Source organism: Janthinobacterium sp. BJB301, from assembly GCF_002735685.1.
GTDB lineage: Bacteria > Pseudomonadota > Gammaproteobacteria > Burkholderiales > Burkholderiaceae_D > Janthinobacterium > Janthinobacterium lividum.
Genome location: NZ_PDZJ01000001.1, coordinates 1,936,701 through 1,953,345, shown reverse-complemented (window position 1 = coordinate 1,953,345; position 16,645 = coordinate 1,936,701). Strand labels below are relative to the sequence as shown.

General features: G+C 56.6%; 16 protein-coding genes and 2 pseudogenes. 10 read left to right on the top strand and 8 right to left on the bottom strand.

Annotation, left to right across the window (positions count from 1 at the left end; all coding sequences use genetic code 11):
• Window positions 1-224: 224 nt before the first annotated feature.
• On the bottom strand, window positions 225-1,055 hold the full coding sequence (locus CSQ91_RS08590) for an NAD(P)H-dependent oxidoreductase (protein ID WP_099387982.1): 831 nt from the start codon (window positions 1,053-1,055) through the stop codon (window positions 225-227).
• A gap of 58 nt (window positions 1,056-1,113) precedes the next feature.
• Between CSQ91_RS08590 and CSQ91_RS08585 the strand changes: the two genes are divergently transcribed.
• Window positions 1,114-2,055, top strand: a complete 942-nt coding sequence (locus tag CSQ91_RS08585; protein WP_257217264.1) for a LysR family transcriptional regulator — start codon at window positions 1,114-1,116, stop codon at window positions 2,053-2,055.
• 859 nt (window positions 2,056-2,914) lie between these two features.
• On the top strand, window positions 2,915-3,550 hold the full coding sequence (locus tag CSQ91_RS28590) for a hypothetical protein (protein WP_143450984.1): 636 nt from the start codon (window positions 2,915-2,917) through the stop codon (window positions 3,548-3,550).
• A gap of 39 nt (window positions 3,551-3,589) precedes the next feature.
• On the opposite strand, the pseudogene CSQ91_RS29160 reads toward CSQ91_RS28590, so the two are convergent.
• Window positions 3,590-3,733: pseudogene (locus CSQ91_RS29160) on the bottom strand (IS5/IS1182 family transposase); the annotation flags it as partial.
• A 52-nt stretch (window positions 3,734-3,785) separates the two neighbouring features.
• Window positions 3,786-5,444, bottom strand: a complete 1,659-nt coding sequence (locus CSQ91_RS08580) for a glycoside hydrolase family 13 protein (protein ID WP_180278375.1) — start codon at window positions 5,442-5,444, stop codon at window positions 3,786-3,788.
• Between the two features lie 483 nt (window positions 5,445-5,927).
• Between CSQ91_RS08580 and CSQ91_RS08575 the strand changes: the two genes are divergently transcribed.
• From CSQ91_RS08575 to CSQ91_RS08550, 6 genes are all read left to right on the top strand, one after another.
• Entirely contained in the window at window positions 5,928-6,344 is a 417-nt protein-coding gene (locus CSQ91_RS08575) for a PAAR domain-containing protein (RefSeq protein WP_099387980.1), read from the top strand.
• On the top strand, window positions 6,341-6,853 hold the full coding sequence (locus CSQ91_RS08570) for a DUF4123 domain-containing protein (RefSeq protein ID WP_257217263.1): 513 nt from the start codon (window positions 6,341-6,343) through the stop codon (window positions 6,851-6,853). The genes CSQ91_RS08575 and CSQ91_RS08570 overlap by 4 nt, the downstream gene beginning before the upstream one ends.
• Complete coding sequence (locus tag CSQ91_RS08565; protein WP_099387978.1) at window positions 6,837-7,184, top strand: hypothetical protein; 348 nt, start codon at window positions 6,837-6,839, stop codon at window positions 7,182-7,184. Before CSQ91_RS08570 ends, CSQ91_RS08565 begins: the two co-directional genes overlap by 17 nt.
• The gene (locus CSQ91_RS08560; RefSeq protein ID WP_099387977.1) at window positions 7,184-7,768 is read left to right on the top strand and encodes a Tox-REase-5 domain-containing protein; all 585 of its coding nucleotides are present in this window, start codon (window positions 7,184-7,186) and stop codon (window positions 7,766-7,768) included. The genes CSQ91_RS08565 and CSQ91_RS08560 overlap by 1 nt, the downstream gene beginning before the upstream one ends.
• 4 nt (window positions 7,769-7,772) lie before the next feature.
• Window positions 7,773-8,507, top strand: a complete 735-nt coding sequence (locus CSQ91_RS08555; protein ID WP_099387976.1) for an immunity 52 family protein — start codon at window positions 7,773-7,775, stop codon at window positions 8,505-8,507.
• 537 nt (window positions 8,508-9,044) lie between these two features.
• Window positions 9,045-9,758, top strand: coding sequence for an immunity 52 family protein (locus CSQ91_RS08550; RefSeq protein WP_225317340.1), 714 nt, complete (start codon window positions 9,045-9,047; stop codon window positions 9,756-9,758).
• A gap of 553 nt (window positions 9,759-10,311) precedes the next feature.
• On the opposite strand, the pseudogene CSQ91_RS08540 reads toward CSQ91_RS08550, so the two are convergent.
• A pseudogene (locus CSQ91_RS08540) lies at window positions 10,312-10,635 on the bottom strand (LysR family transcriptional regulator); the annotation flags it as partial.
• Complete coding sequence (locus tag CSQ91_RS08535; protein ID WP_218963725.1) at window positions 10,628-12,163, bottom strand: MFS transporter; 1,536 nt, start codon at window positions 12,161-12,163, stop codon at window positions 10,628-10,630. The gene CSQ91_RS08535 and the pseudogene CSQ91_RS08540, both read right to left, overlap by 8 nt.
• 192 nt (window positions 12,164-12,355) lie before the next feature.
• On the opposite strand from CSQ91_RS08535, the gene CSQ91_RS08530 reads away from it, so the two are divergent.
• Window positions 12,356-13,258, top strand: a complete 903-nt coding sequence (locus tag CSQ91_RS08530) for a LysR family transcriptional regulator (protein WP_099387975.1) — start codon at window positions 12,356-12,358, stop codon at window positions 13,256-13,258.
• A gap of 198 nt (window positions 13,259-13,456) precedes the next feature.
• On the opposite strand, the gene CSQ91_RS08525 is transcribed toward CSQ91_RS08530, so the two are convergent.
• Complete coding sequence (locus tag CSQ91_RS08525) at window positions 13,457-14,680, bottom strand: FAD-dependent monooxygenase (protein ID WP_099387974.1); 1,224 nt, start codon at window positions 14,678-14,680, stop codon at window positions 13,457-13,459.
• Between the two features lie 137 nt (window positions 14,681-14,817).
• Here CSQ91_RS08525 and CSQ91_RS08520 point away from each other — a divergent pair, with 137 nt between their 5' ends.
• Window positions 14,818-15,735 (top strand): LysR family transcriptional regulator, encoded by a 918-nt coding sequence (locus CSQ91_RS08520; RefSeq protein ID WP_099388620.1) that lies wholly within the window; start codon window positions 14,818-14,820, stop codon window positions 15,733-15,735.
• 83 nt (window positions 15,736-15,818) lie between these two features.
• Here the strand turns inward: CSQ91_RS08520 and CSQ91_RS28585 are convergent, their stop codons facing one another.
• Window positions 15,819-16,088, bottom strand: a complete 270-nt coding sequence (locus CSQ91_RS28585) for a hypothetical protein (protein ID WP_034784458.1) — start codon at window positions 16,086-16,088, stop codon at window positions 15,819-15,821.
• A gap of 251 nt (window positions 16,089-16,339) precedes the next feature.
• A complete protein-coding gene (locus CSQ91_RS08515; RefSeq protein ID WP_143450983.1) occupies window positions 16,340-16,552 on the bottom strand; it encodes a hypothetical protein in 213 nt (70 codons plus the stop codon).
• Window positions 16,553-16,645 lie beyond the last annotated feature (93 nt).

The following is a 16,645-nucleotide window of genomic DNA, read 5'->3' as shown; positions in this document are numbered from 1 at the left end:
GGGGCGACTGGCCAGACCTAATCTCGTCGTTGAATCAGGCAATTACCCCTGCGGTCTTGTGTGCCGGCAAACCACACGGCAGGTGGCCTAGTTTAACCGGTCGTCAGGCCGTTGCTTGATTGCTGAACACCATTTGTGTCAGCAGTCATTGGCATTCGGCGCGGGAAGGTTGTCCAGTGCGTCGCCAGAAGCGTCCGTACTATGCGTGAGGACGACAATCGTCTTTACTTTAGCCCTCCGAAGGCGGTTGGGACAGGGGCGTTGAGTTCCTCGGGCGCGGCGATGTGAGCCGCCAAACCAGTCTGAGTTGGTGCGATGTAGTCGGCCAACACGTGCTGGTCTGGATAGTCGCCACTGCTCTGTTGACGGAAAGCAATCGGTACGTCCTCGAACAGTCGCTTCACTCGGATGCGCCAGGCCATAGTTGCTTCAGCAATGCCGTTGCCATCGATTCGAGCAGTCTCATATACCGCGAATGTGGGTAGCACCTGCATACCGGGAAAGAACAAAGTGCCGTGTGTGATGGGAAAGAGCAGCTGCTCCAACGGCCCATTGATGCCACGGGAAGAATAGTCGTCCGCCGGCCCACCAACTGACACCGCCAGCAGTGCGCGCTTTCCGGCAAAGCCACCCTCACCGTAACGATAGGCATTGCCAGCCCCTTTGTAGCCGTAGGCCAAACCAAAGGCCCACACGCGATCTATCCACCCCTTCATGATTGCGGGCATGCTGAACCACCATAGTGGGAACAGCAGGATCACGGCATCCGCCGCCAGGATCTTTCGCTGCTCTTCTTCGACGTCGGGCGTCTGGCAACCGTTGGAAAAGGCATATCCAGATTCCTCAATGAAAGACAGGCGCTTCTGGTTAACTCGCTTGGGAAAGTCCTGGCCGTCAAACACCGCCTTCCATCCCATGGCGTATAGGTCCGATTGCATTACCTCGTGGCCTTGAGCCTTCAGTACCTCGGCAGCTATCTCGGCAAGTTGACACGTTACGGATGTCTGTTCGGGATGAGCATGGACGATAAGAATTTTTCTATTGGTTGACTGCATGGCGTGGCTTTCACAGAGTATTGAGAGTGGAGACAGTTTGCATTGCCTCAAGGTATCTGTGAAATCAAAAAAATTTTCTGCTACTATTCATTTCATGGATAGCAAAAAGCGTTTGGACCTCAATCTCCTGGTCACACTGGAAACCCTTTTGGTGGAACAAAACGTGACCCGCGCGGCTGAGCGCCTGTACCTTAGCCAGCCAGCAGTTAGCGCACAATTGAGCCGCCTGCGCGAACTGTTCGATGACCCTTTACTGATACCAGTGCAACGTGGCATGCTGCCAACTGCCAAGGCTCTCGAACTGCTTGATCCGCTTCGCCACGCGTTAGATCAGGTGCGCGCCACTTTGACTGGACACCGCCACTTCGATCCGATAAAGGCTCGACTTACCGTTACCATCGCCTGTACAGACTACCTGCAGAAGACGGTGATCCAGCCATTGGTAGTTGCGCTACGAAAGCGTGGTCCCGGTGTGCGATTTGCTTTGCGCCATCTTGATCCGCTACAGTTGGAAGCGCAGATGGCTAGCGGCGAAGTGGACCTGGCGCTGATGACACCCGAGCATGCTCCGGTCAGTTTACGCAGCAGGCATCTGTTTGACGAGCACTATGTGCTTATCGGCAGACATAGGCATCCCGGACTGCGACGAGGACTTTCTGTTGAACAGTTCGCACGACTGGACCACGTTATCGTCTCGCTGCGTGGAGGCGACTTCACGACGCCTGTGGACGAAGGACTCGCAGCGCTAGGCTATAAGCGTAATGTTGTGCTTTCAGCGGCGTCGTTCCTGCTCGTACCTGAAATTGTCGCGCACTCTGACTTTGTCGCCCTGGTGCCGGAACGGCTGGTGCGTAATTGCGGCGAAGTGCTCAAGGTGGTCGGATGTCCTTTCCCTGTGCAGGGCTTCGCCGTGAGCATGCTGTGGCATGAGCGCAACCATGACCACAGCGGACAACGCTGGGTACGCGAAGCTGTCATTGATCTGGTAGGCAAACTGTAACCTAAAAAGGGTTATAGTTCCTTCAGATGATTTTTCGCCCTCGCGTGGATCGCAGTTCACACGATATTTGAATCACTACGAGTTTGCCAGACGCTCTTCAGACGCTCAAAATACTGCTTTTCGCAATTGGGCGGGCTGGGAGGCTCACGATGACCAGTCCACCATCAGAGCGTGACCGAGCGCACGAAGCAGATGACGGGCTAGTTTATCTTAGCCAACTGTGCCGCTATCGCGCGCGAAAGCAGGCGCTCTGCTGTTGCACCCGTCAGCTATGCGATCCTTCGCCGGCAGTTATGGCTAGGCACGGCCGGCTTTTGCTAGCGCGCGGGAGGAGTCTGTGCAGGGTAGGGGCGATAGACAGGCCAGCCCCGATCTCGTCGTTTGAGCAGCCAGCTACTAGATCGCACACCAGGTGCTTCAGAGGACACCCAGGCTCCTAACACAATCCATCGGTTCTTCATCTTCAAGAACTATGGATTAGAAGAGTCTAAGCGACTGGTGGCAATTCAGTGGCGATTCAAAAGCACTGCACTACCGATCCAAACAAATAGTAAAATTTCCATAATTTCCTTTCGGCAAAACATCATGATGCTACATCAGGCGCGATGCGAAGAAAATAACTCACCTAGTGACCAGTGCAGACGTCTGCACTGGCCGTTTGCTGCAAAGTAGATTATTAGAATAAGCCTGCAGGACATGCTGCATATGTATGCGGACAAAAAGCAGGCAACATGGGGGCGATGGGTGAACAGTTGGCGACCATCCTAAGCTTACCTAGTCAGATCTGAGCAGGTTAGATATCACTGCGGGCCGATAATATTATAAAATATATACTCACTTTGATAGCAAAGAATAACCTATGACCAAGCTTCGCATCACCCTAACAATTGCAGCCTTATTAATTTTTTCAAGTGCTCAGGCCGAAATTTTTCAAGGTATAAACCATGGTTACTCTCTTGCAAAAATCAAAGATCTTTTCCCATTGGCTGAAATAAAACCAGTTGCTGCAGCTTGGGTGACAAAGGACGATGGCTTTTATAAGCTGTCTGGGAACGGATTTCCGGGAGTTCTCTATATGGCGTTCAGCGACTCTCGTCCCACATTTAAAAAGCTCCAAACAGAGGCAGAGGCCGAAGAGGCTACCAACGCATCGCCCGCCAACGACAATCCCAGGTCGAAAACTTGGAAGTTCCTTGCTGAGCAAGACACGGACAATGCTCTCGCTATCAGTTGGATACGCTGGGTACCAGATTCCCCAATTCCACTGCAGCGCTACATAAGTAAATATGGCAAACCTGAGAAGACTGGATTTGGAGACAGTGATATGCGGCCATATGCCTCTTGGCCCAAGAAAAATATTCATGCAAACTTATCTGATGACGAAAAATTTGTCAATAACGTTGAATTTGGATTTACAAAACAGGAAAAAATTGCTGCCTGTCATGAGCGAACGGCCAAGAAATTTTGGCCAACTAGTTGCAATTATAGCGACTGAATGAACGATAAAAATTTCGATTCATATGTCTAAGAACGCTTAACAAAACCGCTGAATGTATCTCCAGCAGATGAGTATGCAGGCAAGCGAGAGAAGCGCCTGGTGGATATTGGCACGGCGTTCGTAGCGGATGCGTAATCGGCGGAAGCGGTGCAGCCAGCCCAGCGTGCGCTTAACCATCCATCACCATTTTTCCAGGCGTTCGCGCGACTCGACGTGATTGCACAACAACGCTTTACCCGCACCCCGCCTCACACTCGTACGCGATAGCAAACGATTCGTATGGCTGCAGGCTGAGGTGGTCGGTCCAGCTGTCACGCTGGGCATAGTTGCTGATCAAGCCTTGCCCGACTATGCCGTGCAGCATTGCCGGCAGATCCAGTTCGACGTGTTCGCCGGAGAAGTTGTTGACGACAACCAACTGCTGGCTACCCAGACTGCGCCGGTAGGCGAATACCTGCGGGTGCTGCTCCAGCAAAGGCAGGTATTTTCCGTAAACCATGACGTCCCAGTGCTTGCGCAGTTCGATCAGCTTCTGGTAGTGGAAGAAGACCGAATCGGGTTGTTCCAGTGTGGCCGCGACGTTGATCTCAGGGTAGTTTGGATTCAGCTTTAGCCATGGCGTGCCTGTACTGAAGCCGGCGTTGTGTGTGCTGTTCCACTGCATTGGGGTGCGTGCATTGTCCCGCCCGTTGGCGTGGATGCCGGCCATCATCGTCTCCGGCGACACGCCGGCGGCCGTGCGTTCGTGGTAGAGGTTGAGCGATTCGATGTCGCGATAGTCGTCGATGGAATCGAAACGTACATTGGTCATGCCTATTTCCTCGCCTTGATAGACATAGGGCGTACCCTTGAGAAAATGTAGCGCGGTGGCCAGCATCTTGGCCGACTCGACCCGGTAACGGCCTGGGTCGCCATATTTGGATACGGCGCGCGGCAGGTCGTGGTTATTCCAGAACAGCGAGTTCCAGCCGGCATCGGCCAGCTCAGTCTGCCACTTGCTGATGATCTGCTTGAATTCGATCAGATCGAACGGCCGCGGCTTCCATTTCCCTTCCTTGGTATCGTGGGTCATTGTGATGTGCTCAAACTGGAAGACCATCGACAGCTCCTGACTCGCCGGGTCGGAATACAGCTTGGCGGTCTCCGGGGTGGCGCTCCACGTCTCGCCCACCGACAATACATCGCGTGCGGCCAAGGTCGCTTGGTGCATTTGCTGCAGCAGCGGGTGCAGTTGTGCGCCGTTGGCGATAATCTGCTGGTCGACCTGTTTGCCGATGAGATCGATCACATCCATGCGGAAGCCGCCGATGCCCTTGTCCAACCACCAGTTCATCATGCGATGCACCTCTGCCTGCACCTGGGGATTTTCCCAGTTCAGGTCCGGCTGTCGTTTCGAGAACAGATGGAAGTAATATTCATCGCTGGCGGCGTCGTATTCCCATGCACTCCCGCCAAAATACGAACGTTGCTGGTCGGGCGGGGAGCCGTCGGCGCCTGCATTGCGCCAGATGTAGTAGTCACGGTAGGGGTTATCCTTGGATTTCTTCGCCTCGACGAACCAAGCATGCTCGTCAGAGGTGTGGTTGACCACAAGATCCATCAAAATACGGATGTCGCGCTTGGCCGCCTCTGCGATCAACAGCTCCATCTCGGCCAATGTGCCGAATTCAGCGGCGATATCCTGATAGTCGGAGATGTCATAGCCGTTATCGTCCATCGGCGACCGGTACACTGGCGACAGCCAGATCAGGTTGATTCCCAGATGTTGCAGGTAGTCCAGTCTGCTGATGATGCCGGCCAGATCACCGACCCCATCGTGATTGCTGTCTTGAAAACTACGTGGGTAGATCTGATACACGACGGCGTTATGCCACCATTTCTTATCCAACATGATTATCTTTCTCGCTTATTGATTGGCGGGGTAATTCCCCATTTTTAGAGCGCTCTAAAAGTAGGGGGAAGCGGCCATGGCAAGCTTCTGTTCTGGCGCGATACCGCCAGGTGCCATGTCGCGTCAGCCGTGATGGCAACTCCAACGCCAGCATGCAAAATCGTCGATCCCATTTCGCGCCTCAAGTAGATGAGGGGTAGGCTGTCGAAGCCAATTGTGTCGTTATACCGCTCAGTAGCAGGCATTCTGCCGCGGTTGCTCGATCGAAAATAATACGATTTACCTTCCGTTATGCCGGGGAAGGTTCAAGTCTACCTTTACATCGGCATCAATGTCACAATTCGCATTTAGAACAAAGAAAAGTTCATTGCGCTTCGATCCAACCGCATTATTATTCATTTTGAATCGTACTAACCTGATGTATCTGGAAAATATGCTATAAATGCAACTTATTGCGTTGCAGCACCCATTCAGGAGCATCATTTGAGCAGACCTTTCATTGTCATGGGCGACAAGACCAGTCATGGCGGCACGGTCATCAGCGCCGATTTTACCTGTGACATCAATGGCAAGAATATAGCGCGCGTCGGCGACATGACGGTATGCCCCAAATGCAAGGGCACGTTCCCCATCACATCTGGACCGGCCGACGTCGTGGACGGCACTGGCAATGGTTATGCGCGTCACTTGGATTCGACCGCTTGCGGTGCAAAACTGATTTCCGGCCAAATCACGACGATCTGGTTGGACCAGTCTAGCGTGGGCGACCCGGCTGATGTCGACGACAATGACGTGATGGAAACCGCCGGCAACATCGCCGCAAATACCGACTCCGGCATTTGCCTCGAATGCTTGCTTTCTGCTGCCGCCGCTGGCGCGACCGCCGTTATCAGGGAGTGACAATATTGATTGACGTCCTGGAACGCCTGAAGCAACTTCAGCAACATCACTCGGCGCTGTGCTTATACGCACTGGTCGACGGTGTTCAATATGAGACACACCGCCAAACGCGCATGACGGAGGATGGGACGCGCTACCCGCTATTTACCGGCACACCCGACGCTGCGCTCGCGCATGCAGGCCCCTGGTTGGTCGACGTGGCGGGAGCAGCGCCTTCGTTTCTTGAAGACGTGGCCGCACTGGAGCAAGAAACACCTTCCGTTACCTGGCTGTTCGCCGTGCACGACCTTGGTGGCCTGGCGCAGTTGCTGCAACTACACTTGGAAACACGGCTACCGGATGGCCGCGCAGCGCTGCTGCGCTTTTGGGATCCACGCGTGTTGGTGAAGCTGGCACAAATACTTGAGCCGGCACAGCGGGAGGCGATGTTTGGCCACATTCATGAATGGCACTTGCTGCTCGACGGCAAGCGGGCAATCATAGGGAGGCACGATGCTGACGTTCAGTGAGGAGCAATGGCGTGCAGTGCAAACCGGCGACATGAGCGATTTCGTCATCGCAGTGGCGGACCAATTTTTGGCCAAGCGTGCCGACATGGCAATCCAGCCAGGCCGGGCGGCCGTGATCGAGCGCATGCTGGCGGCGTACACCTACGCCATTCGAATCAGTTTCAGGTCCACGCCGCATATCGTACATCTGATGTATCTGGCGGCCGACGCGCCTGGGATTCATGACGACCCGCTGGTTGATGCCTACCTGCGCAAGCCTGGCGCCACGCCGGAACAGAGGTTCGACGAACTGATCGCGGTGATGGATAAAAAACTGGAAGGAGAGCACTAATGGGTGCGCTACCGATATTGGTAATACCAGCAGTCGTGGAAAAAATTTTGTTAGCCTTGGGTATCGCTGCGGGAGCAGTGCTCACGGACGAAGCCTTGCGCAAACGAAAAAAAGAGGCAGAAGACGCAAAAGACGCCCGCGTCACCCCCCTCGCGCGTGCCGAGACGCGAAGCGATACCAAAGAAAGATGCCGGTGCCCGCCAGACAAGGGTACGCTTATGGCTGTTCCACACAGCATGTCGCCAGCAGCACGCGATTACCAAGCCCGGATTACTGGCTTCCTGATTGGGATGGAATGGGTGTTTGAAGGAAAGGACTTTGACGGCTTCCAATCCCGCTTGTGCTTGTTGCAGGAAGCAAAAGCGGATTATGATCAATTTTTTAAGGCAAACGGCGAATTCAGGTACGATTTTCAAGAAAATATTTTCGTGAGGATGGAGTTAAAGCAGGCCACGGACCAGTCAAAGATTGTCATGCGTAACCCGCCGGCCTCGCTGAAATGGTACTTCCAAACCCCACTTGCTTACGAATATATGGAGCCCAAATTAGCTGCGTTGGGGATTACCACCTACTACGTTCCATAAAAATATGACAATAATCAATGCTTCTTATAAGCGCGATGGAACGCGCACCTCCCTCGCTTTCCGACCCAACGTCCAGGAGATCGCGACCACTATCCAGTTTTTGAATAAAACTGCGGCATTTGGGAAAAACTGGTTTCTATCGCAAGATACCAAAGAGAAGTCGTTTCTGTATCCGGTCTTCGATGCATCGGGGGAACTCACCACTGCGGCCGAAGCCGTACTTGAGGCCGAGTTCAAGGGTGAGACATCCCGATTTCTAAGCGCCTGGAATGGCGAGCTCGGAGACGGTGAGGGCGCGACTATGGCGCTTGGGTTCAGCGACAGTGACTGGCCCGCCCGGACTTTCAGGATCAGCGATAAAGGTCAAGGTGTGAAACGGCTTGGTATTGATGGAGTGAAAGAGCTACTGTCCCTTATCGCGGGGGGCCTTCGGCCAGTCTTTATCACGGTTGCACGTAATCAGTATTTTAAAAAACAAGTCTTCAAAGATCGTCCAGGTGTTGGATGGATGTTGTACCTGCCGCGTGTACTGACGCCCCAGCAAGTGCCAGAAGCCCGTGCCTTGGTACCCGTCATGGCGACGGGCGAGCAAGGTAAAGACAAGCAGATCGGCACCATCATCGTAAGTGTCAACGACGAGCCTTTCAATGATGAGAATCCTGAGCACGTCAAAATCGCCAATGCCATTGAAATCCGTCTGGTCGATCAGGACTTGCTGCCTCGCTATGTCGATATTTGACGAAGGATAACTCACTTCGATGGTACGAAAATATCCTGCCATTCAGGGGATAATCACTGTTCGACAACAAGGTCAAGTCAAGTGGCCTTTGGTACATCGTCCTAATCTGCAGTAACTGCACGCTGACCGGATTTGATACGGCCTTAGTAAGAGACGGGCACGCCGCCTACTTCGACGCTTCGACCGTCCCCTCTCTGGAACTATGGGAGTGACCAGCTTTACGCTGGTCACTCCCCGCCGACCGATCACATCGTCACGCATTAACACGGGTACGCCGAGGCGCCCTGGCTCGTAAAGACGGCGTCAGCTGAACACCTGGTTGGCATTGAAACCGTGTGCGCGGGCGGTGCGAGCTACCGAGGCGCACGGTAGCAGCGGCAGCGCCACCAATGCGCGTTTGAACTCCAAGGGATGCTGGCGATAGTGGGCGATGCCACCGGTTCAACTCCGCTGGTACTTCATGCAATCTAAAAGTTATCGGTTTTTCTCAAAAGCACTCATGACCATGCGGCTTCCAATCGAAACGGTATTCAATCCATGAAACGTCCCTACGAATTCACCACCATATTCCGTCATGCCAGCGCGCTTGAGATCAAGACGATGCTGGATGAACTGCATGGGCTCGTGCCTGAGCTTCTTGCTTGTTCACCGATATTGGATGGATGGCTTCTCAAAGGCAACACAAAAGCAGAAGCGCTCCTTTACAAAGTTTTTGGGCCTGCTGGCCCGACCACAGCAGCAATTGCAGTGCTGACTGAGTCCTTGAAGCACGATGTGGACCCGCGTATCGTCAGCATGTGGAATGGCCGCGACGGCAGCGAAGGTGCGTCTGTTCAGTACGTTGGCCGACCGATACCGGAAACAAGTATGGTGGTACTGCGTGCAAAGCCTGGCGCCTTCGCAAAAGATTGGCGACTCGTCACAAGCCTAATTCACAAGTCCATAGTACTCTGGCATCCCACCCTCGTGACGATTGAATCGGCCGGCTACTTTGACAAAAAGGTTTTCAAAGACCGCCCAGGAATCGGCTGGATGTTGTACCTGCCTCGGGTACTCACTGTTCAGCAAGTACCCGAGGCTCGCGCGCTAGTGCCGGTTCTGGGAGCCGACAAGAAGCAGATTGGCACGATCATCGTCAGTGTCACCGACGCGCCATTCTCTGACGAGAATCCCGAGCACGTCAAGATCGCCAACTCCATCGAAATCCGATTAGTCGATCAAGACTTGCTGCCCCGATACGCGGACTTTTGAACGACATCAACCTTCGTGCGGTATCGCGGAAGGTTCTAATGGAATGGACGCCCTCTTTCAAACAGGCATCTAGGTGCCAAAATAGGGGGGCTATCTCCCTAACCGAAAGGAGCGTCCACCATGAAGATGACTACTGCAGGCATTGACCTGGCAAAGAACGTTTTTCAGATTCATGGCGTAGATGCTCAGGGTAAAGCCGTGCTGCGCAAAATTTGGATCGATAGGAGATGACGGAATACTTTGTCGATCTACCGCCAACGCATCAAGTCAAAGTCGGCGCCCCGCAAAACCTCAGCTATAACGTTGCAAGGTGTTTAGCCATGGAAGAGATCCTACCGGAGCCCGCCAAAGCCGGATTGGTTTTTGCCAGCGCGCGGTAGGAGTCTCTGCGGGGCAGGGGAGATAGACCCAACCCCGATCACATCGGTGGATCAGGTAGCCACGCGATTGCACACCAGGAATCTGGCAGAACACCCAGGACCTAACACGATCCATCGGTTTCTCATCTTTCAAGGACTATGGGGCAGGAGAGTCTAATCTACTGGTGGCAATTCAAGCGCGACGGCGTGATGCAGTCGGGCAACGCGATGCGCAACGGGCCGTGGAAGCCGTTTGCCGCCGCTTTCACGCGTGCCTGCTGCAAGGCGGCGAAGACGCGCGGTACATGATCGAGGAGCAGTTTGCCCGCGCGAGTCAGCCGTGTGCTGCGCGTGGTGCGGGCGAGCAGCACAACACGCAGTTCTTCTCCCAGCTCCTTTATGGGGCGCGACAGCGGCGATTGCCCGATGTGCAGCCGCTCGGCGGCGCGGGCGAAGTGTCGTTCTTCAGCGACGGCCAGGAAGTAACGTAAATGTCTTAATTCCTTGCGATCAGTCATGCCGTCTTACCCTGCCCAACAGCAGGAGCACCAGGATCGCCGTCGCTGCCGCAGCGCCCGCAAGGACAAGAAGCTGAAAACGGAATGCGTCTTCGTATACCTGCAACAGCAGCGGCCGTCCGGCCGTCGGCAAATGCACCAGGGCATTCGGTAGATCGCTCATCGCCAACCGGCTCGATGCTTCGACCAGGTCGGCATTCGCCACTTGCCCTGATGTGCCATTCGGCACTGAAGCCACCAGTCCAGAGAAAATGTTGGCGGACATCAGGGCCCCTACGGCGGCGATGGCCATCCCGTCGCCGGCCAGGCGTACCGCATTGAAGATTCCGGCCGCCATGCCCGCCCGTTCCTTGGGAACAACGCTCACGGCCAAATCATCCATCAACCCCCAAGGCAGGCCGATGCCGATGCCAATCACCAGCATCGCCAGCAAACGCGCGCTTTGCGCATCGCCGGATAGCGTCAAGCCCAAGCAGGCAAGTCCGGCTGCCGCAATGGCGAGGCCAATGCCAGAGAGCACGCCAACGTTGATCCAGCGCGCCAGCAGACCGGCAATGAAGGGCACCACTAGCAGCGGCGCGGACAATGCAATCATCATCTGCCCGGCTGCCAGTGCGCTGTATCCTTCGACCCCGATGAATCGGGCTGGCAGCATGACCAGCAGCACGATGTACGCATAGGCCGGCGCAATCGCCAGCACCTGCACTCCGACGAACCGGGCATTGACGAACAGAGACAGGTCGAGCATGGGCTTGGTCTGCCTGCGTTCGATGACGACAAAGGCGGCCAGCAACATGAGGGCGCTCGCCAGGCAAGCCAGGACCCAGGCATGGCTCCAACCTCGCCCGGGGGCAAGAATGATGCCGTAGGTCAGCAGGGCCAGACCGGAGGTAAAGCTGATGGCGCCGGGCCAGTCCAGTCCCGTGGCGTCGGGGGCGCGCGTCTCGCGGGCAAATGGTGCAATGAGTGCGGATGCCAGCATGGCGATGAGCGCCGGCAGAAAGAACACCCATTGCCATCCAAGGGTGTCGATCAGCAGGCCAGCCATCAATGGGCCGAATGCCGCTCCAGCACCGAAAGTCGTACCGATCAGGCTGAATACGCGAGTGCGGGCGTGTCCATCGAACTCTTGTGTCAGCGCAGCCATCGCGCCCGCAAAGGCTGCTGCCGCGCCCAGGCCTTGGATGAGGCGCAGGATGTCGATCCAGAGCACGGACGGCATGAAGGGAATCGCCGCCGTAATCAAGGCGAACAACAGCATCCCAGACAGCCAGACCCGCTTGCGCCCATAGGTGTCGGCCAGGCTGCCTGCGGCCAGTGTCGCACTGCCGTAGGTCAGGATGTAGGCGTTGATGATCCAGTTTAGCTCGACCGCGCTGCCGCCAAGCGCCTGGCTGATCGAGGGAACGACCACAGCGGGGCTGGCAATGCTCAATGGAATGACCGCAGCGGTCAGGCAGCCGGTCACGATCAGCGGGGTCTTATGAACCCTCGCGTCCGGCGCAGATGCGATGGTGGTGGTACTCATCAGGTATCCCTTAAAGATGGCGAGTCACTCCTGGCTTCCTCCGAGAGTGACTCACGCTCTCGGATTCATGGCTGTGGCGGCAATGCCGCGACAGCCCTACTGTATAACTGAGGATACAATGGAACTATTCATGGAAAAATAGTGCAGATATCATGATTAACATGACTGATTGGTCATCAATTGGAAGGTGGAATGGATAGCCACAGCGGCATGACGATCTTTGTGCAGGTCGCCGAATTGCGCAGCTTCGCGGCAGCGGGACAGCGGTTGGGTATCTCCGCGTCGGCGGTCAGCAAGGGAGTAGCACGGCTGGAGCAGAAGTTTGGCGTGCGCCTGTTCCAGCGCAGTACTCGCAGCGTGAGCCTCACAGCGGAAGGCGCGCTGTTCCTCGACCGTTGCCGGCGTATCCTTTCCGAGATCGCGGCGGCCGAGAATGAACTGGCCAGCACGACGACAAACCCGCAAGGCCGACTACGGGTGAGCCTGCCGCTGGTCAGCGGATTGATGTGGCCAGTGTTGTCGGCCTTTGCCAGCCACTATCCGCAGATCGAACTCGACCTGGATTTCAGCGACCGGCTGGTGGACGTCGTGGACGAAGGTTTCGATGCGGTAGTGCGCACTGGAGACTTGAGCGATTCCCGCCTGATGAGCAAGCGCCTGGGGATCAGCTGCTTTGTCTGCGTGGGCGCGCCACGCTATTTTGAGCGGTACGGTACGCCCGAACGGCCCGAGGACATCGCCCGGCACGCTTGCCTGCTGCATCGCATCCCAAGCACCGGCCTGCTGGAAAAATGGCGCCTGCGGCGCGGCGACGAGGACGTCGACATGCGCCCCGCCGCAAGCATGACGAGCAATCACCTCGAGACCCTGCGGCATATGGCCATCCAGGGCCACGGCATTGCCTACCTGCCGGATTTCGCGGTCAGGCCGGCCCTGGATCGCGGAGAACTGGTGACGGTGCTGGACGAATGGTCCGGTTCGTCCAGTACCTTTTGGCTATTGTGGCCGTCTAATCGGCAAGTGTTGCCCAGAGTCCGGGCGTTCGTTGATTTCATGGCTGAACATCTGTTTCCGGTGGGATCTTCAGATGATTGAAAGACCGCGTTGCCGCCCGGTCTCCCACGACACGCCACCGCCGCGCACCGTTGCGGTGATCTTGCGCTTCTTTAAGGCTGTTGCATGAAGAAGATCCTTCATGCAACAGTAGAGCGCCTTGCATGCGCTACTGGTGGCGATTCAAAGGCCGGCTTTTGCTAAAACGCGGCAAGAGTCTCATCAGGGCAGGGGAGATATTCAGAGACGGTACAGACTGCCGGAGCCAACGCTGTCCACCGGCGTGCCATCCGTGCAGCCGGCCATTGGCAAACCCTGCGCCCATCCTGCTGCCAAGGCATGCACGTCACGCAAGGGATCGGACGCCTTGGCGCGCTCATTGCGAATGCGGCAGGTTTCAGGATCAGTGGCAAACAGACCGCGCGCGAAAACGCGACCCTGCTCGGCCAGCTTCGCGGTCTTCGGCCCGCGGATCTCCGCGAAGCGCAGCAAGGCTGCATCGAGGCAGCCGTCCGCCCCAACCAGACACCGCGCCAGATGCCAGGCGTCTTCCAGCGCCTGACAGGCGCCCTGGCCAGATGTCGGCAACGGCGCGTGCGCCGCATCCCCCACGAGCAGCACATTGGCCCGGCTCCACGTGTGCAGCGGCTCCAAGTCGTGCACGGCAATCAGTCGGATGGCATGCGCCGGTGTCGCCTGGATGATGCGGGTGACAGGCTCCGGCCATCCCGCGAACAGATCCTCAATCTCCTTACGCATATCCGCTGCGGGCGCAGCCCCCGGCAATGGCCGTGCCTGCGCCGCCGCCCAGTAGACCAAATCCGGCCGGACCGCCACGCAACCGAAGCGATCACCCGAACCCCAATAATCCTGAATCGCGATATCGTCCACCAAGGCACTCTCTCCCTGCGCCACACCCACCCAGTTCACGAAGCCCTGATAAACTGGCGTGTTGTCCCCCGCGACGAACCGGCGTGCCACCGAGTCCATGCGGCCATCTGCGCCGATCAGCAGATCCGGACGAATGCTTACCCCGTTTTCGAACCGCGCTACGGCTTTGCCGCTAGCATCGAGGTCGATCGCCACCGCCCGATGCCCGAATTCTACCGGGATCCCGGCCTGTGCCGCATGATCCAGCAGTACCGCCTGCAAGTCCCGGCGCAAAATCGTATGGGTCGGATGTCCTATAATCTGGTCTAGCAGCGCAATATCGATGCCCCCCAAAGAATTGCCCGCGGCATCCTGGCGGTGCATGGCCACTGGCCGGCCTCCCACTGCAGCGATGTCTTGCAGCAGCCCCAGTTCCTCTAGCACAAAGCCGGCGTTGGGCCAGAGCGTAACGCCAGCCCCCATCGTCGCAGGCCCCGCCCGGCGCTCATATACGCGAGGACTGTACCCCAGCTTGCTCAAGGCAAGCGCCACGCTCAACCCTGCAATGCCGCCGCCAAGTATTCCGATTTCCATGCTGAAGCTCTCCTATTCAACCCGTCCCGACGCGCCGCCGACGGCGATACATCGGACGAGACGGCATCTTAAATTCCGCCACTGTGGAGTACTAGTATGTGAAAATGGGCGGCTTTCATACCTTAATCGGGATAATCATGCGCAATGCCCTCGACCTGAATACCGTCCGTGTCTACGTGGCGGTCGTCGATGAACAAAGCTTTGCCGGCGCGGCACGCCTGCTGACCCTGCCATCTTCTAACGTCAGCCGCCACGTCGCCTCGCTGGAACGCATGCTGGGCGTCCGCCTGCTGGAACGCAGCACCCGCCATCTGCGCATGACGGAAGCTGGCAGGCTACTCTACGAACGCGCAAAACCCTTGCTTGACGCCTTACTCTCCACCGAGGAAGAGCTTGGCGCAGTGCAGCGTGAACTGCGCGGCACCCTAAGGATGTGCATGCCAGGCGAAGCGCCAAGGCTGCTAGCTCCTATCCTGGCCGAATTCTGCAGCCTCCATCCCGGCGTCGAGCTGGAATGCGATACGCGCCTGACCGGTCTCGAAGCTCTCCGGGAAGACATGGACCTGTCCATCGTCTTCCATCGTGGGCGCCAGGACGACAGTACCTTCATCACCCGCGAACTCGCTACGCTGCCCAGCATCGTGGTTGCGTCGCCCGCCCTGCTAGCCAAAACTGGGATACCGCGCCAAGTGCGCGAACTTAGGTCATTGCCTTGCATTACCACCTTGAGTGCGTTAAAGGGCCAGCCCTGGCAGTTTCTCGACGCCACAGGCGAAATCGTGAGGGTATCCGTGCGTAGCCGCTATCGCGTTAACAGCGGAGAACTGGCATTGGCGGGCGCGCGGCAAGGCATCGGCTTTGCGATAGTGGCGGCCTATCCATGCCAGGAAGATCTTGCCGCGGGCCGATTGCAGGAAGTGCCGCTGGACCTATGCCCTGCGCCGCTGCAATTGCTTGGCGTGTACAGCCATCGTCATTCCGTGACTGCGCGGGTTCGGGCTTTACTGGAATTGATACAGGTGCGGTTGGAAGGAATCGGGAGCGGCTCAAGATGAAAATCGCATTGAAGAACGCGCCCGCATAGCCGAATGTCTGCTCTGCAACCCGAAGCGGTCATAGAATTACCGAAGTAGGCGGATCAATGAAGTGAATTCACAGCGTCTTGGATATCGTTGATCAACAAGGCGAGATCGGGATTGTCGCCGTACATGTCGAGTTCGCGAGTGGCAATCAATCCCATGGACAGCGGCCCTGGCGCTGGGTCGGAAGGACCTCCAGACACAAATCCCTCACTCCAACCTAGTTGTCGTAGGATAGATTGCCCAGGTGGCCAGCCTTTCGCTGCCAGAGGCTGAATCTGCTGAATAGCTGATTGAATCTTCCGCAAGAGCATGATTTTATCTTCCATTTTTTCTTGCTCGCACGAGTGACCGCTTATGGCCTATTGTGTTGAAAAACGCGGGTACGTTGACGTTACGATAGAAATCCTGCCAACCCAGACTGGCCAGAACTGCCGCTGTTGAACGATCAGCGACTGCCTGAAGGTCTGAGACCTTCAGAAATTGTTGCCGTTTGACTTCTTCAACACAATAGCTCCAAAGCAGACCTTTTTGCCATTGATTACCACGTAGGAAACAGCATGTACGTCATACCTTCACGTCATGGTACGCAGCCCCTGGCCAGCTGGCCATCGCTGAAGGTGTTCAGGATATCTGACGGCACAAAGCGCATTTTATTGAGGCGCTCGCGCAAGAGAGCAAGCTGATGCCGGCCCACTGTCAGGCCGACATGCCGGTGGTCCGCCACGATGTCATCGGCTTCCGTGGGCGGCGCCAGCTCCAGCACGGGTTCGGCAATGGTCGTCGCGCGCATCAAATCCCGCTCCGGCACGCTCGCCGCGGCATCCTACATGGCCATGCGCCGGTTGCCCGTCAGCGTCACCAGGGCATTGACCGACGCCAGGGC

Coding starts and splice junctions, on each gene's coding strand:
- CSQ91_RS08590 (WP_099387982.1), bottom strand. CDS start 1,055: ATGCAGTCAACCAATAGAAAAATTCTTATCGTCCATGCTCATCCCGAA.
- CSQ91_RS28590 (WP_143450984.1), top strand. CDS start 2,915: ATGACCAAGCTTCGCATCACCCTAACAATTGCAGCCTTATTAATTTTT.
- CSQ91_RS08580 (WP_180278375.1), bottom strand. CDS start 5,444: ATGTTGGATAAGAAATGGTGGCATAACGCCGTCGTGTATCAGATCTAC.
- CSQ91_RS08565 (WP_099387978.1), top strand. CDS start 6,837: ATGCTGACGTTCAGTGAGGAGCAATGGCGTGCAGTGCAAACCGGCGAC.
- CSQ91_RS08560 (WP_099387977.1), top strand. CDS start 7,184: ATGGGTGCGCTACCGATATTGGTAATACCAGCAGTCGTGGAAAAAATT.
- CSQ91_RS08555 (WP_099387976.1), top strand. CDS start 7,773: ATGACAATAATCAATGCTTCTTATAAGCGCGATGGAACGCGCACCTCC.
- CSQ91_RS08550 (WP_225317340.1), top strand. CDS start 9,045: ATGAAACGTCCCTACGAATTCACCACCATATTCCGTCATGCCAGCGCG.
- CSQ91_RS08535 (WP_218963725.1), bottom strand. CDS start 12,163: ATGAGTACCACCACCATCGCATCTGCGCCGGACGCGAGGGTTCATAAG.
- CSQ91_RS08530 (WP_099387975.1), top strand. CDS start 12,356: ATGGATAGCCACAGCGGCATGACGATCTTTGTGCAGGTCGCCGAATTG.
- CSQ91_RS08525 (WP_099387974.1), bottom strand. CDS start 14,680: ATGGAAATCGGAATACTTGGCGGCGGCATTGCAGGGTTGAGCGTGGCG.
- CSQ91_RS08520 (WP_099388620.1), top strand. CDS start 14,818: ATGCGCAATGCCCTCGACCTGAATACCGTCCGTGTCTACGTGGCGGTC.
- CSQ91_RS28585 (WP_034784458.1), bottom strand. CDS start 16,088: ATGGAAGATAAAATCATGCTCTTGCGGAAGATTCAATCAGCTATTCAG.
- CSQ91_RS08515 (WP_143450983.1), bottom strand. CDS start 16,552: ATGCGCGCGACGACCATTGCCGAACCCGTGCTGGAGCTGGCGCCGCCC.